General features: G+C 69.7%; 10 protein-coding genes. 3 read left to right on the top strand and 7 right to left on the bottom strand.

Going from position 1 to position 13,120, the window contains the following annotated elements:
• Nucleotides 1–170: 170 nt before the first annotated feature.
• Together clpX and ACH3VR_RS06555 are read left to right on the top strand one after the other, a co-directional pair.
• Complete coding sequence (clpX, locus tag ACH3VR_RS06560) at nt 171–1,439, top strand: ATP-dependent Clp protease ATP-binding subunit ClpX (protein ID WP_396639957.1); 1,269 nt, start codon at nt 171–173, stop codon at nt 1,437–1,439.
• 45 nt (nt 1,440–1,484) lie between these two features.
• Nucleotides 1,485–2,603, top strand: coding sequence for an epoxide hydrolase family protein (locus tag ACH3VR_RS06555; RefSeq protein ID WP_396639956.1), 1,119 nt, complete (start codon nt 1,485–1,487; stop codon nt 2,601–2,603).
• Between the two features lie 12 nt (nt 2,604–2,615).
• Here the strand turns inward: ACH3VR_RS06555 and ACH3VR_RS06550 are convergent, their stop codons facing one another.
• The 4 genes from ACH3VR_RS06550 to valS all read right to left on the bottom strand — a co-directional run bounded on the left by ACH3VR_RS06550 (nt 2,616) and on the right by valS (nt 8,130).
• Complete coding sequence (locus ACH3VR_RS06550) at nt 2,616–3,149, bottom strand: hypothetical protein (protein ID WP_396639955.1); 534 nt, start codon at nt 3,147–3,149, stop codon at nt 2,616–2,618.
• A 16-nt stretch (nt 3,150–3,165) separates the two neighbouring features.
• Nucleotides 3,166–5,217: a M3 family metallopeptidase gene (locus ACH3VR_RS06545; RefSeq protein ID WP_396639954.1), complete on the bottom strand. Its 2,052-nt coding sequence runs from the start codon at nt 5,215–5,217 to the stop codon at nt 3,166–3,168.
• A gap of 77 nt (nt 5,218–5,294) precedes the next feature.
• Nucleotides 5,295–5,549 carry a hypothetical protein gene (locus ACH3VR_RS06540; RefSeq protein ID WP_396639953.1) on the bottom strand — a complete coding sequence of 85 codons (255 nt, stop codon included), beginning with the start codon at nt 5,547–5,549 and terminating at the stop codon, nt 5,295–5,297.
• A 1-nt stretch (nt 5,550) separates the two neighbouring features.
• On the bottom strand, nt 5,551–8,130 hold the full coding sequence (gene valS / locus ACH3VR_RS06535) for a valine--tRNA ligase (protein ID WP_396639952.1): 2,580 nt from the start codon (nt 8,128–8,130) through the stop codon (nt 5,551–5,553).
• 366 nt (nt 8,131–8,496) lie between these two features.
• On the opposite strand from valS, the gene ACH3VR_RS06530 reads away from it, so the two are divergent.
• A complete protein-coding gene (locus tag ACH3VR_RS06530) occupies nt 8,497–9,327 on the top strand; it encodes an endonuclease domain-containing protein (protein ID WP_396639951.1) in 831 nt (276 codons plus the stop codon).
• Nucleotides 9,328–9,444: 117 nt separating this feature from the next.
• On the opposite strand, the gene ACH3VR_RS06525 is transcribed toward ACH3VR_RS06530, so the two are convergent.
• The 3 genes from ACH3VR_RS06525 to ACH3VR_RS06515 are packed head-to-tail and all read right to left on the bottom strand — an operon-like array spanning nt 9,445 to nt 12,925.
• Nucleotides 9,445–10,101 carry a pentapeptide repeat-containing protein gene (locus tag ACH3VR_RS06525; protein WP_396639950.1) on the bottom strand — a complete coding sequence of 219 codons (657 nt, stop codon included), beginning with the start codon at nt 10,099–10,101 and terminating at the stop codon, nt 9,445–9,447.
• Entirely contained in the window at nt 10,102–11,406 is a 1,305-nt protein-coding gene (locus ACH3VR_RS06520) for an MFS transporter (protein WP_396639949.1), read from the bottom strand.
• Nucleotides 11,407–11,461: 55 nt separating this feature from the next.
• Nucleotides 11,462–12,925: a GH1 family beta-glucosidase gene (locus ACH3VR_RS06515; protein ID WP_396639948.1), complete on the bottom strand. Its 1,464-nt coding sequence runs from the start codon at nt 12,923–12,925 to the stop codon at nt 11,462–11,464.
• Nucleotides 12,926–13,120: the final 195 nt, after the last annotated feature.

Below are 13,120 nucleotides of genomic sequence, written 5' to 3'. Positions count from 1 at the left end.
GCCGACCCTTCCGGGTCGGCGGGGCTCCGGCGTTCCGGGTGTTCCGCCCGCAGCGGACAGGCATCCATCGGCATCCACATTGCGCGTAGCAATCCCGCCGCTTGTCCGTCGCAGCGGTTAGGCTCGACATCAACCGGCAGGCAGGCCGGCCCGCGAAGAGGAGGAGCCTCATGGCCCGCATCGGTGAGAGTGCCGACCTGTTCAAGTGCTCCTTCTGCGGGAAGAGCCAGAAGCAGGTGCAGCAGCTCATCGCGGGCCCGGGCGTCTACATCTGCGACGAGTGCGTCGAACTGTGCAACGAGATCATCGAAGAGCGCGCCGCCGAGCAGGGCGCGGGCGTCGTCTCCGACTTCGACCTCCCCAAGCCGCGTGAGATCTTCTCCTTCCTCGAGGAGTACGTCGTCGGGCAGGATGCGGCCAAGCGCGCGCTGTCCGTCGCCGTCTACAACCACTACAAGCGCATCCGCGCCCACGGCACGCTCCAGCCCGCCGAGCAGCGCGCCGACGAGGTCGAGATCGCCAAGAGCAACATCCTGCTCATCGGCCCGACCGGCTGCGGCAAGACCTATCTCGCGCAGACGCTCGCGAAGCGTCTCAACGTCCCGTTCGCGGTCGCGGATGCCACGGCGCTGACCGAGGCGGGCTACGTCGGCGAAGACGTCGAGAACATCCTCCTCAAGCTCATCCAGGCCGCCGACTTCGACACGAAGCGCGCCGAGACCGGCATCATCTACATCGACGAGGTCGACAAGATCGCCCGCAAGGCCGAGAACCCCTCGATCACGCGCGACGTCTCGGGTGAGGGCGTGCAGCAGGCGCTCCTCAAGATCCTCGAGGGCACGGTGGCGTCGGTTCCGCCGCAGGGCGGCCGCAAGCACCCGCACCAGGAGTTCATCCAGATCGACACGACGAACGTCCTGTTCATCGTCGCCGGCGCGTTCGCGGGCCTGGAGGACATCGTGTCGACGCGCGTCGGCAAGCACGGGATCGGCTTCGGCGCACCGCTGCACGACAAGGGCAAAGACCTCGACCTGTTCAGCGAGGTGCAGCCGGAAGACCTGCACAAGTTCGGGCTCATCCCCGAGTTCATCGGACGACTGCCTGTCGTGGCATCCGTGTCCCCGCTCGACCGCGAGGCCCTCATGGAGATCCTCATCGAGCCGAAGAACGCGCTGGTCAAGCAGTACCAGCGAATGTTCGAGCTCGACGGTGTGGAGCTCGAGTTCGAGCGCGACGCACTCGAGGCGATCGCCGACCTCGCGGTGCTGCGCAAGACCGGTGCCCGCGGACTCCGCGCGATCCTCGAAGACGTGCTCGGCCCGATCATGTTCGAGATCCCCTCGCAGGAAGACGTCGACAAGGTCATCGTGACGCGCGCCTCCGTCGAGGAGGGCGCCGCACCGACCCTCGTGCTTCGGCACAAGCGCAAGAGCGCCTGACCCTGGCGCCCCTCCGTGTCGGAGGGGGTCTCTAGCGTGGGCGCCATGACCCCCACGCCCTTCTCGATCGACGTCGCCGACACCGTGCTCGACGATCTGCGGCTGCGCCTGGCCCGCGCGCGGGTCCTCCCCGATTCGCCGCGCCGCCCGGCGTCGGGCATGTCCTCCGCGTACCTCGCGGATCTGGTCGCGTCGTGGCAGGAGTTCGACTGGCGAGCGCGCGAGCGGTGGCTCAACGCGCACCCGCAGTTCCTCGCCGACATCGACGGCGCGACGGTGCACTTCGCACATCTGCGGTCGATGGATGCCGCGGCCCCCGCCCTCCTCGTCATGCACGGCTGGCCGCACACATTCGCCCTGCAGCTCGATTTCGCCGATCTGCTGCCCGACTTCCACGTGGTCGTGCCGAGCTTCCCCGGATTCGCGTTCTCGACGCCGTACGCCGCCCGGCCGATCACCGAGACGCTTCTCGCCCACACGATGCACGTGCTCATGACCGAGGTCCTGGGCTACGAGTCGTACGTCACGTACGGCGAAGACGTCTCGGCCAATGTCAGCGACCTCATCGCCGCGACGCACGGCGATCACGTGCTCGGCATCGTCGCGACCCACGCGCACTTCCCGACGATGGCCGAGCGCGAACTGCTCACCGAGCCGGATCAGGTCGCCTTCTTCGCGCGGCTCGCGGCGGCCCATGATCCGAACGGCGCCTACGGCCACATCCAGGGGACCCGTCCCGACACCCTCGCGGCGGCACTCGACGACTCGCCCGCGGGCCTGGTCGCTTGGCTCGCCGAGAAGCTCGTGGAGTGGAGCGACACGCCGGCGGGGGATCCCCCTGCGGTGGAACGACGCATCTCGCGCGACCGCATCCTGACGGAGGCCACGCTCTACTGGGTCACCGAGACGATCGGCACGTCGTTCCGTCCGTACTACGAGGACGCAGACCAACCCGACTCCATACCGTCGGTCGACGTGCCCGCAGCCGTGTTCATCCAGACGCACGAGGGCGACTATCCCGAATCCCTCGCACGCTCGTTCTATCGCGACCTGCGCATCTTCGAGCGGCTCGACGAGGGCGGACACTTCGCCATCGCCGAGGTGCCGCACGCGATGGCCGAGCGTGTGCGGTTGTTCGCGCGGGAGATCGGCGTGCTGGCCTGAGTCGGCTGGGCCTCAGCGCCGGGCGATCTCCTCGAGCAGCTCACTGAATGCCGCCTTCGCGGCCTCCGCCGTCGCCTGATCGGGCAGCTTCTCCTGTGCGATGGTGATCGGCGTCCCGGACGCATTCTCGGGGCCGGCCGACGCCGAGAGGCGCGTGCCGTCGGCGAGCCGCCAGCGCATGATCGGCAGCGCCGCCGCGAGGTTCTGCCCGGACGGCTCGCCATACCGCGCCGTGAGCGCCGCACCGACGGCCGCCAGCGCGTCGAGCCGCTGACCCGGGATCGTCTTCGCCTTCTGCGTCGAGAACGTGCCGTCGGCTCGCTGGCCGGGAATCCGCCCCTTGCGCGCCTGCTCATAGCCGATCGTCACGCCCTGCGCCCACCAAGCGGCCACGCCCTGCTCTTCGGTCAGCCACCGGGCCGTCTCGGCGTGCGACCATCCCTTGGCGCCTGCGCCATCGAGCAGAGCGTGCCACTCGGCGTGGTCGCGACCCGTCGCGGCGCGCATGGCGTCGTCGCCCATGTTCTGTTCGAGAGGCTTCGCCATCGTCCAGTCCGTCTGCTCAGGCCGCGAGGCCGCGACGCTTCAGCAGCGGCGCGATCTCGGCATCCCGCCCGCGGAAGTCGCGATAGGCCTCCAGCGGGTCCTTCGAGCCGCCCACCCCGAGCAGCCGATCACGGAACCGCTGCCCGTTGTCGCGGTTCAAGCCGCCGTTCGCACGGAACCACTCCACCGTGTCGGCGTCGAGCACCTCGCTCCAGATGTAGGAGTAGTAGCCCGCGCTGTAGCCGCCCGAGAAGACGTGGGCGAAGTACGTCGACGAGTAGCGGGTGGGCACGACGGGGTTGTCGAGACCGATGTCGGCGAGTGCGGATGCCTCGAACGCAGCCACGTCGACCGCGGTGGCGGACTCCTCCGACGTGAGCGAGTGCCACGCCTGGTCGAGCCAGGAGGCGGCGAGGTATTCGCTCGTCGCGAAGCCCTGGTTGAACGTCTCCGAGGCGTCGAGCTTCTCGACGACCTCGGAAGGGAGCGGCTCGCCGGTGTCGATGTGGCGCGCGTACTTCGCCAGCACCTCGGGCCAGTAGATCCACATCTCGTTGACCTGGCTGGGGAACTCGACGAAGTCGCGGAAGACCGCCGTGCCTGCGAAGTGCGGATAGGTCACGGTGGCGAACAGGCCGTGCAGCGCGTGCCCGAATTCGTGGAACAGCGTCGTGACCTCGTCGAGGCTCAGGAGTGTCGGCTTGCCGGGCGCCGGCTTGGGCACATTGAGGTTGTTGACGACGACCGGGCTCGTGCCGCGCAGCCGCGACTGCGAGACGATCGAGTTCATCCACGCGCCGCCGCGCTTCGTGTCGCGCGTGTAGAGGTCGAGGATGAACAGGCCGAGCGCGGAGCCGTCGGGGTTGTGCACCTCGAAGACGCGGGCGTCGGGGTGGTACGCGACGAGGTCGGCGCGCTCGGTGAAGGTGATGCCGTAGAGCTCGCTCGCGGAGTGGAAGACGCCGTCCTGCAGCACGCGCTCCGCCTCGAACCAGGGCCGCAGTGCGGCGCGGTCGAGCGCGAACTCGGCCTGCCGCACCTTCTCGGTGTAGAACGCCCAGTCGTGCGCTTCGAGCGGGAAAGAGGCGTCCTCGGTGTCGATGATCGCCTGCAGCGCCTCCTGCTCGCGGCGCGCGTTGCGCGCCGAAGGTGCCGCGAGGTCGCGGAGGAGGGCATGCACGGCCTCGGGGGAGCCCGCCGTCTCATCGGCCGTCACGAACGCCGCGTGCGACGCGAACCCCAGCAGCGCCGCGCGCTCGGCGCGCAGCCGGACGATCTCGACGAGCACGTCGCGGTTGTCGTACGCGTTGCCGCGCGACCCGCGTGCGCGCGAGGCATCCAGGATGCGCTTGCGGCTCGACCGGTTGGTGAGGCTCGCGAGGTAGGGGTGGCCCGTGAACAGGGTGAGTGTGACGAGGTACGACCCGTCGAGCCCGCGATCGGAGGCGGCCTGCGCCGCGGCCGACAGCTCGCCCTCGCTGAGTCCGTCGAGCTCCTCTGCCGACTCGAAGACGACCGCGAGGTCGTTGGTGTCGTTGAGCAGGTTCTTCTCGAACGTCGTCGTCAGCGTCGAGAGTCGCTGGTTGATCTCGGTGAGCCGCGCCTTGGACGCGTCGTCGAGCCCCGCGCCGGCCTGCGTCTTCTCCGTATAGTGCCGCTCGACGAGGTACCGCTGCTCGGGATCGAGCTCGAGCTGATCGAGCTGGTCGTGCAGCGTCTTGATGCGCCAGTACAGCTGGGCATCGAGCTGGATGGAGTCGTAGTGGGCGGAACTCAGCGGCGCGAGCGTCTCCTCGATCTCCTGGATCTCGGGCGTCGCGTCGGCAGACGAGACGGTGTAGAACGCGCGGGAGACCTCGCCGAGGAGGCGGCCGCTCTCCTCGAGCGGCACCATCGTGTTCTCGAACGTCGGCATCGACCGTGCGCGCGTGATGGCCGAGATCTCGGCCTTGTGCTCGGCGAACGCGTGCTCGAACGCCGGAAGGTAGTGCTCCGGACGGATCGCGGCGTAGTCGGGAAGGCGGTAGGGGAGCGTGCTCGGGGTCAGCAGCGGGTTCTCGGACACCATGCCGCCGAGCCTATCGGGGCCTCGGTCGGTGGCCGCCGAAGCCCGGGTCGCATCGATGGCTGCCGAGCGTCTCGGTGTCAGTGGCCGCCGAAGCCCGTGTCGTCGTCGTGGGTCACGACGACGGCACCCTCGGCGTCGAGCGTCACGATGACGCCCGTGTCGAGCTCCGCGATGGGCCGGCCCTCGAGCCACGTGAGCGTCCACCGCGGGCGCGGCTGGCCGAGCTCGTCGGCGGGTGTCGCCTCGTCGACCTGGTGGATGCCGACGGCGAGAGCCGCGGGCACGGCCTTGGGCGGTTCGTCGCCCGACGTCCAGCGCGTTCCGAGCTGCATGTCAGACCTCCACAGGAGCGAGCTCGATGTCGGAGACCGCGGTGGCCTCGGCATCCGCGTACTCGATCTCGGCGATACGTCCGACGGCCTTGAGGTCGCCCTCGGCGAGGCGGAGCGCCGCCAGGGACGCCTCGGAGGCGGCGATCGTGACGCGTGCGACGGGCGTCTTCTGCGAGGCCTTCGCCTCGGTCTTGGCGCGACGGATGCCGACGAGCGCCTCGCTCGCCGCGACGAGCACGGCGGGGTCGCCCTCGATGCCGAGCGGCTCAGGCCATGCCGCCGTGTGGACGGAGCCGTCGTGGAACCACGACCACGACTCCTCGGCCGCGAACGACAGGACGGGGGCGAACAGGCGCAGGAGCGTCTCGAGCGCGATGTGCAGCGCAAGGGCCGCCGAGGCCTGACCGACGTCGGTCTGGTTGTAGGCGCGCTCCTTGACGAGCTCGAGGTAGTCGTCGCAGAACGTCCAGAAGAACGACTCGGAGATCTCGAGCGCCCGCGCGTGGTCGTAGGCCTCGAGAGCCTTCGTCGCGTCGCGCACGACGCCGTCGAGCGTCGCGAGCATCGACGCGTCGAGCGCATGCGTCACCTCGGCGCCCTCGGGCACGGGGAACGACAGCACGAACTTCGCGGCGTTGAGCACCTTGATCGCGAGGCGTCGGCCGATCTTGATCTGCGTCGGGTTCTGCGGGTCGAACGCGGCGTCGGTGCCGAGACGGCTCGACGCGGCCCAGTAGCGCACGGCGTCGGAGCCGTGCTGCACGAGGATGTCGGCGGGCGTCACGACGTTGCCCTTCGACTTCGACATCTTCTTGCGGTCGGGGTCGACGATGAAGCCCGAGATCGCGGCGTCGGACCACGGCGCGCGGCTGTCTTCGAGCGCGCTGCGCAGAAGGGTCGAGAACAGCCACGTGCGGATGATGTCCTGGCCCTGCGGACGCAGGTCGAACGGTGCGACGAGGCTCCACAGCTCCGGGTCGCGCTCCCAGCCGCCCGCCAGCTGCGGCGTCAGCGACGAGGTCGCCCACGTGTCGAAGATGTCGCTCTCGCCGACGAATCCGCCGGGCACGCCGCGCTGGTCGGCAGAGTAGCCGTCGGGCACGTCGGTCGTCGGGTCGACGGGAAGGCGGTCGTGGCTCGGGATGAGCACGGTGTCGTAGTCGCGGTCGCCGTTCTCGTCGAGGCCGTACCAGACGGGGATCGGCACGCCGAAGAACCGCTGGCGGCTCACGAGCCAGTCGCCGGTCAGGCCGTTGGTCCAGTTCTCGAAGCGCACTCGCATGAAGTCGGGATGCCACGAGATCTCACGGCCGAGCTCGATGAGGTTGTCGCGCAGGGCCTCGTCGCGGGCGCCGTTGCGCAGGTACCACTGACGCGTCGAGACGATCTCGAGCGGGCGGTCGCCCTTCTCGTAGAACTTCACGGGGTGCGTGAAGGGCTTGGGGTCGCCGATGAGTTCGCCCGACTCCTGCAGGAGCTCGACGATGCGCTTCTTGGCGCTGAACACGGTCTTGCCGGCGAGCTCGGCGTAGGCATCCTTCGCCTTCTGGCTCGTCAGAGCCTCAGGCGCCTCGGCGATGACGCGGCCGTCCTGCCCGAGGATCGTGCGGTTCGGGAGGTCGAGCTCGCGCCACCAGATGATGTCGGTGACATCGCCGAACGTGCAGATCATCGCGATGCCCGAGCCCTTGTCCTGCTGCGCGAGCGGGTGCGCGAGCACGGGCACCTCGACGTCGAAGATCGGCGTGCGCACGGTGGAGCCGAACATCGGCTGGTAGCGCGGGTCGTCGGGGTGCGCCACCAGCGCGACACACGCTGCGAGCAGCTCGGGACGCGTCGTCTCGATGTGCACGTCGCCCGAGCCGTCTGTCTTGTGGAAGGCGACGCGGTGGTACGCGGCCGGCTGCTCACGGTCTTCGAGCTCCGCCTGCGCGATGGCCGAGCGGAAGTCGATGTCCCACAGCGTCGGGGCGAGGGACTGGTACGCCTCGCCGCGCTCGAGGTTCTTGAGGAACGCCAGCTGGCTCGTGCGGATCGTCTCGTCGGAGATCGTGCGGTACGTCTGGGTCCAGTCGACGCTCAGGCCGAGCTTGCGCCACAGCTCCTCGAAGTGCTTCTCGTCCTCGACGGTGAGCTTCTCGCACAGCTCGATGAAGTTGCGGCGGCTGATCGGCACCTGGTCGGCGGCCTTGCTGCTCTTGTTGTCGCCGCCCTCGTACGGAGGCGCGAAGTCGGCCACGTAGGGCAGGCTCGGGTCGCAGCGCACGCCGTAGTAGTTCTGCACGCGGCGCTCGGTCGGCAGGCCGTTGTCGTCCCAGCCCATCGGGTAGAACACGGTCTTGCCGCGCATGCGCTCGTAGCGCACCTTGACGTCGGTGTGCGTGTAGCTGAACACGTGGCCGATGTGCAGGCTCCCCGACGCGGTCGGCGGGGGAGTGTCGACGGAGTAGATCCCTCCGCGGCCGACCTCGGCGGCCTTGGCGCGGTCGAACAGGTATGTGCCCTGCGCGGTCCACGCGGCATCCCACTTGTCTTCGAGACCCTCGAGGGCGGGCTTGTCGGGAATCTGCGCGTCGGCCATGGGGGTCTCCTTGTGCGATATGTGCGGCACTGTGTGAGCGTGCCTGAGTGTGGGAAGTCGCTCGATTCTACCGGGCGGGCGCCGGGGTGAGGCATCCGGTCCCCTCGGCTCGTGCCGGTGGCCTGCCTCGCGTTCGGTGTGGCCCTCCGCCCAGCGGAGGTGCTGAGGGCTGGGGAGGGTGGCACGACGCGCGTTGCGCCCTCCCGCGCGCCGAGACCCTCCGGCAAGCGGAGGGGGTGATTGGGGATGCTGCGCCGCGCCGTCCACGAGGCTGCCAGGTCCTCCCCAGGGTGGGCGTCGCCGCCAGCCATCCCCAGACTGCGATCCGCGTCGGCGCTCAGAACGGCGCCCTGACACGCTCTCACCATGGACGTCGTCGAGCTCGTCAAGTCATACGGAGGCGTCGTCCTCAGCTCCACCTTGACTGCACGCCATGTGCGACCCCACCTGGTCGAGAAGGCGGTCGCGGAGGGCAACGTCGTCCGCCTGCGGCGGCGCTGGGTCGCGCTCCCCGACGCGGACCCGCTCCTGAGGTCGGCGGCGAGAACAGGCGTCCTGCTCTCGTGCGTCACTCAGGCCAAGCGCCGCGGCCTGTGGGTCCTGCCCAAGGACGAACCAGCCCACGTCGCTGCGCGACCCCATGCGGGGCGCGTTTCGGTCGCGGCGTCGACAGTGGTCCACTGGCGGCATCCCGTCGTCCCGCGGAGTCCCGACGCCCTCGAGGATCAGATCGAGAACGTCCTGGCCCTCGTCGCATTGTGTCAGCCTCAAGAGACGGCGCTCGCCATCTGGGAGTCCGCTCTGCGACAGGGGTTGGTCGATCCGGCAGCGATGCGCCTCCTTCCTCTCCCCGCCGAAGCTCAAATGCTGCTCGACATCGCCAATCCGTTCGCGGACTCGGGACTGGAGACGATCGTCGGGCCGAGGCTGCGCTGGCTGGGCCTGCGGATCGTCTCCCAGGCGTGGATCCTGGGGCACCGGGTGGATTTCCTCATCGGCGACCGCCTCGTGCTGCAGATCGATGGTGGCCATCACGTCGGTCCTCAACGCACGTCCGATATCACGCACGATGCTCAACTGATGCTCGGCGGCTACCACGTGATCCGGGTCGGGTACCACCAGGTCATCAACGATTGGCCCGGTGTACAGGCCCTCATCACCGGAGCCATCGCGCGTGGGCTTCACCGCGCGGCGTGAGCCGCTCCGAACCTCCGCTCAGCGGCGGGCGTCAGCGGACAGGAGGGGCTTCTCGTACTCAGAGACCCTCCGCCTGCCCTTGCCCCTCCGTTCAGCGGAGGTCGAGGGCGCGGGGGATCAGTCGCGGACGTCGATCCCCGCGGCGCGGGCGAGGCCGACCGCCAGCGCCTCCACCTGGTGCAGCGACATCGTCGCGCCGCGCAGCGTGTCGGGGGCCGTGAACGACAGGGCCTCCAGGCCGCGGAGGTCGAGGTGCTCGGCGCGCAGTCCGCCGGAATCGACCTCGTCGGCGCGCGAGGCCTCGAAGCGCACGCGTGTCAGCGTCGCGAGGGGCAGGTCGAGCGTGCCGACGGTGCAGTCGGCGATCAGGATGTCGGACGCCGTCGCGCCCCGCAGCGAGAGGTAGTCGACGCGCAGCCCGCGCAGCTCGACGCCGTCGAGCTCTGCACCGGAGAGGTCGAAGGTGCCGACGCGGCCGCCCGCGAGCCGCACGGAGCGCCAGCGTGCGTTGCGGGCCACGAGCTCCGTCGCGCGCAGGCCGGTCACGTCGACGTCGGTCAGCGTCGCGCCCGTCACGTCGAGGCGCGACACGGATGCCTCGGCAACGGCGCACTCTTCGAGGCGGGCGTGTGCGGCATCCGTCTCCGTCTCGAGGTCGACGATGCGGGCGCCCACGAGGTCCGCGTTCCGGGAAAGCCCGCGGGCCGTCTCCAGACCGGGAGGCAGATCGGGAGCCGAGACGCGCGGGGGGAGCGGGCCCTGCGCGCGCGGCATTCAGCCCTCCTCGGGCTCGGGGCGTCGACGCGCAGCGGCCCAGGCCGAGACGAGCGTCACCGCCGAGAGGAGCGCGAGCACGATTCCCGGATGCCACCAGGCGAAGTCCGTCGCGCCGCCGAGTGCGACCGTCACGAGCGGCACGAATCCGCTCACGGTCGCGGCGATCGCGTACGCGACCGAGAGCGCCGAGTAGCGGAAGTGGTCGGGGAAGAGATCGTTCATGAGCCCGCCGAGCGCCGCCCACGACATCGTCGGAAGGATCCCGCCGATGATCATCGTCGCGACGAGGATCGGGAAGGTCGCGAACTGCAGCAGCCAGTACATCGGGAATGCGATGAGGAGCGTGCCCAGCGCGCCCCACGCGACGACCTGCGCCGAGCCGATGCGCGACGCCCACACTCCGAACAGCGGGATCGTGACCAGCTGCAGCAGCGCGCCGATCGTCGTGGCGACGAGGAGGTCCTGGAAGCTGAAGCCCAGCTGTTCCACGCCGTAGTTGATCGTGTACGTGTTCATGAGCGAGTACGAGCCGATGCCGAGCAGCGCCGCGCCGATCGCGATGAGAAGCGCGACGGGGCGCTGGCGGAACATCGTCGCGAAGGGCAGGCGGTCGCGGCGCCCTTCGGCCAGGACGTGCTCGAAGACGGGCGTCTCGTCGATCGACCACCGCAGGTACAACGACACGAGCAGCAGCGGGAAGGCGAGGAGGAACGGGATGCGCCATCCCCATTCCGCGAGCTGGTCGGCGGGGAGCGCGATCGTCATGACGATGAAGACGGAGGCCGAGAGGATCGAGCCGACGGGCGAACCGAGCTGCGGGATCGCCGCGTAGAACGCGCGCTTGACGGGCCCCGAGTGCTCGGTCGCGAGCAGGATCGAGCCGCCCCACTCGCCGCCTAGCGACAGGCCCTGCGCGATGCGAAGCAGCACGAGGAGGATCGCGCCGAGCCAGCCGGCCTGCGCGTAGGTCGGCAGCACGCCGATGAGGCCCGTCGCGACGCCCATGATGCCGACGGTCCACAGGAGGGTCGCGCGGCGGCCGAGGCGGTCGCCCATGTGGCCGAAGAGGGCCGCGCCGATCGGCCGCACGACGAACGCGAGTGCGATCGTGGAGAACGCCGCGAGCGTCTCGCCGAACGGTCCGAGCGGGTCGAAGAAGAGGGGTCCGACGAAGAACGCGGCGAAGTAGGCGAAGACGTAGAAGTCGAACGACTCCAGGGACGTCCCGACCATCGACGCCCAGGCGACGCGGCGCGTGGGGGAGGCGGTGGGCGACGGCGTGGCGGGTGCTGCAGTTGTCACGGGCATCCATCCTGCCACCGCGCCGACGTTGCTGGATCGGGTCCAGCAACTCCGCTCAGGCGGACGACACGGCGTTCGCCGCGATGACGGACGCGAACCAGTCCGCGCTGGCCTTGGGGATGCGTTCCTGCGTCTCGAAGTCGACCGCGACGAGGCCCCAGCGCTGCTGATACCCCTCCGCCCACTCGAAGTTGTCGAGCAGAGACCAGACGTAGTACCCCTCGAGCGGGACGCCCTCGCCGATCGCTCGCGCGGCCTGCTGGAAGTGCGCGCGGAGGAAGTCGATGCGATGCGGGTCGTCGACGGTCACGTGGGAACTCGGGTCCGGGATGCCGTTCTCCGTGACCAGCAGCGGCACCGCGGGGTAGTCGCGCACGAGCCGGATGAGGAGGTCGTAGAGTCCCTCGGGCCGGATCTGCTGCCAGGAGGCGGCGGAGGTCGGCGCGATCTGCGTCTCGTTGCCGGAGCCGTCGACGCCTGTCACGCCGTAGTACTGCACGGCGAGGAAGTCGATCGGCGTGGAGATCGTCCCCAGGTCGCCGTCGCGCTGCAGCGCGGCGAAGGCATCCGGATCGGCAGGCAGCTGCCCGGGGAGCGTGCCGATCGCCTCTTCCGGGTACGTCCCGCGCAGCACAGGGTCCAGGAACAGCCGGTTCTCCCTCGCATCGAGCGGATCGACGCCATCGGCGTATGAGGGATCGGCCGGATAGACCGGGATCAGGTTGAGGGCGACCCCGATGCGCCCGGCGGCGCCACCCGCGCGGAAGCGCTCGACTGCCAGGCCGTGGGCGAGGAGCTGGTGGTGCACCGCGGCCGCGGCGATGTCGGGATCCCGCAGGCCCGGCGCGTGCGCGCCGTACCAGTGCCCGACGAAGGCGTGGGTCTTCGGCTCGTTGAGGGTCATCCAGTCGATGTCGACGTCTCGGAACGCGTCGAAGCAGAGCTCCGCGTAGTCGGCGAAACGCGCGGCGGTGTCGCGCTCGGCCCAGCCGCCGGCATCCTGAACCGCTTGCGGAAGGTCCCAGTGGAAGAGCGTGACGGCGCTGCGGATGCCCTTGTCGGCGAGGGCGTCGATCATCCGGCGGTAGTGGTCGAGCGCGACGGCGTTGGCGCGTCCCGACCCGGTGGGCTGGATGCGCGGCCAGGCCAGTGAGAACCGGTAGGCACCGAGGCCGAGGCCCGCCATGAGCGCGATGTCCTCCTCGTACCGCACGTACTGGTCGGCAGCCGGGTCGCCTGTGGAGCCGTCCTTGATCACGCCGGGTCGGGCGGCGAAGGTGTCCCACACCGACGGCGCGCGCCCGTCGGCGGCGACAGAGCCCTCGACCTGATACGCGCTTGTCGCGGCGCCCCACACGAAGTCGCGTGGGAACAACATCGGACCCGCGGGCGGCATCCAGGTCGGGGTGGGTGTCGGCCCTCCTCCCGGCGCGCAGGCGGCGAGGGCCGCGGTGAGGCACGCACCTCCTGCGAGAGCGAGGAAGGTGCGGCGACTGACCACGGGCACGGCGTCGTGCATGTCTGCCTCTCGAAATGGGAGCGCTCCCATACGCTCCTGAAAGGAGAATATCGGATCCCGGCGGGTAGACTCGCTCAACCAGCGTCGATCCGGCCATCACCGGGGAGCTCTCGGAAGAACAGGACTCCGGTCCCCACTAGAACCGAGCGGGTCAGGCCCGTGACAGCCGCAGTGAGAGCGGGCCTTCTCAGCGGG

This window comes from Microbacterium alkaliflavum, from assembly GCF_044325405.1.
In the GTDB taxonomy this organism is placed as follows: Bacteria; Actinomycetota; Actinomycetes; order Actinomycetales; family Microbacteriaceae; genus Microbacterium; species Microbacterium alkaliflavum.
This window is presented reverse-complemented; position numbering and strand designations above follow the sequence as displayed.

Excerpts from the sequence above, each read along its gene's own strand:
- ACH3VR_RS06525 (WP_396639950.1), bottom strand. The coding sequence starts at position 10,101 with ATGCCGCGCGCGCAGGGCCCGCTCCCCCCGCGCGTCTCGGCTCCCGAT.
- ACH3VR_RS06545 (WP_396639954.1), bottom strand. The coding sequence starts at position 5,217 with ATGGTGTCCGAGAACCCGCTGCTGACCCCGAGCACGCTCCCCTACCGC.
- ACH3VR_RS06540 (WP_396639953.1), bottom strand. The coding sequence starts at position 5,549 with ATGCAGCTCGGAACGCGCTGGACGTCGGGCGACGAACCGCCCAAGGCC.
- valS (WP_396639952.1), bottom strand. The coding sequence starts at position 8,130 with ATGGCCGACGCGCAGATTCCCGACAAGCCCGCCCTCGAGGGTCTCGAA.
- ACH3VR_RS06515 (WP_396639948.1), bottom strand. The coding sequence starts at position 12,925 with ATGCACGACGCCGTGCCCGTGGTCAGTCGCCGCACCTTCCTCGCTCTC.
- ACH3VR_RS06550 (WP_396639955.1), bottom strand. The coding sequence starts at position 3,149 with ATGGCGAAGCCTCTCGAACAGAACATGGGCGACGACGCCATGCGCGCC.
- ACH3VR_RS06555 (WP_396639956.1), top strand. The coding sequence starts at position 1,485 with ATGACCCCCACGCCCTTCTCGATCGACGTCGCCGACACCGTGCTCGAC.
- clpX (WP_396639957.1), top strand. The coding sequence starts at position 171 with ATGGCCCGCATCGGTGAGAGTGCCGACCTGTTCAAGTGCTCCTTCTGC.
- ACH3VR_RS06530 (WP_396639951.1), top strand. The coding sequence starts at position 8,497 with ATGGACGTCGTCGAGCTCGTCAAGTCATACGGAGGCGTCGTCCTCAGC.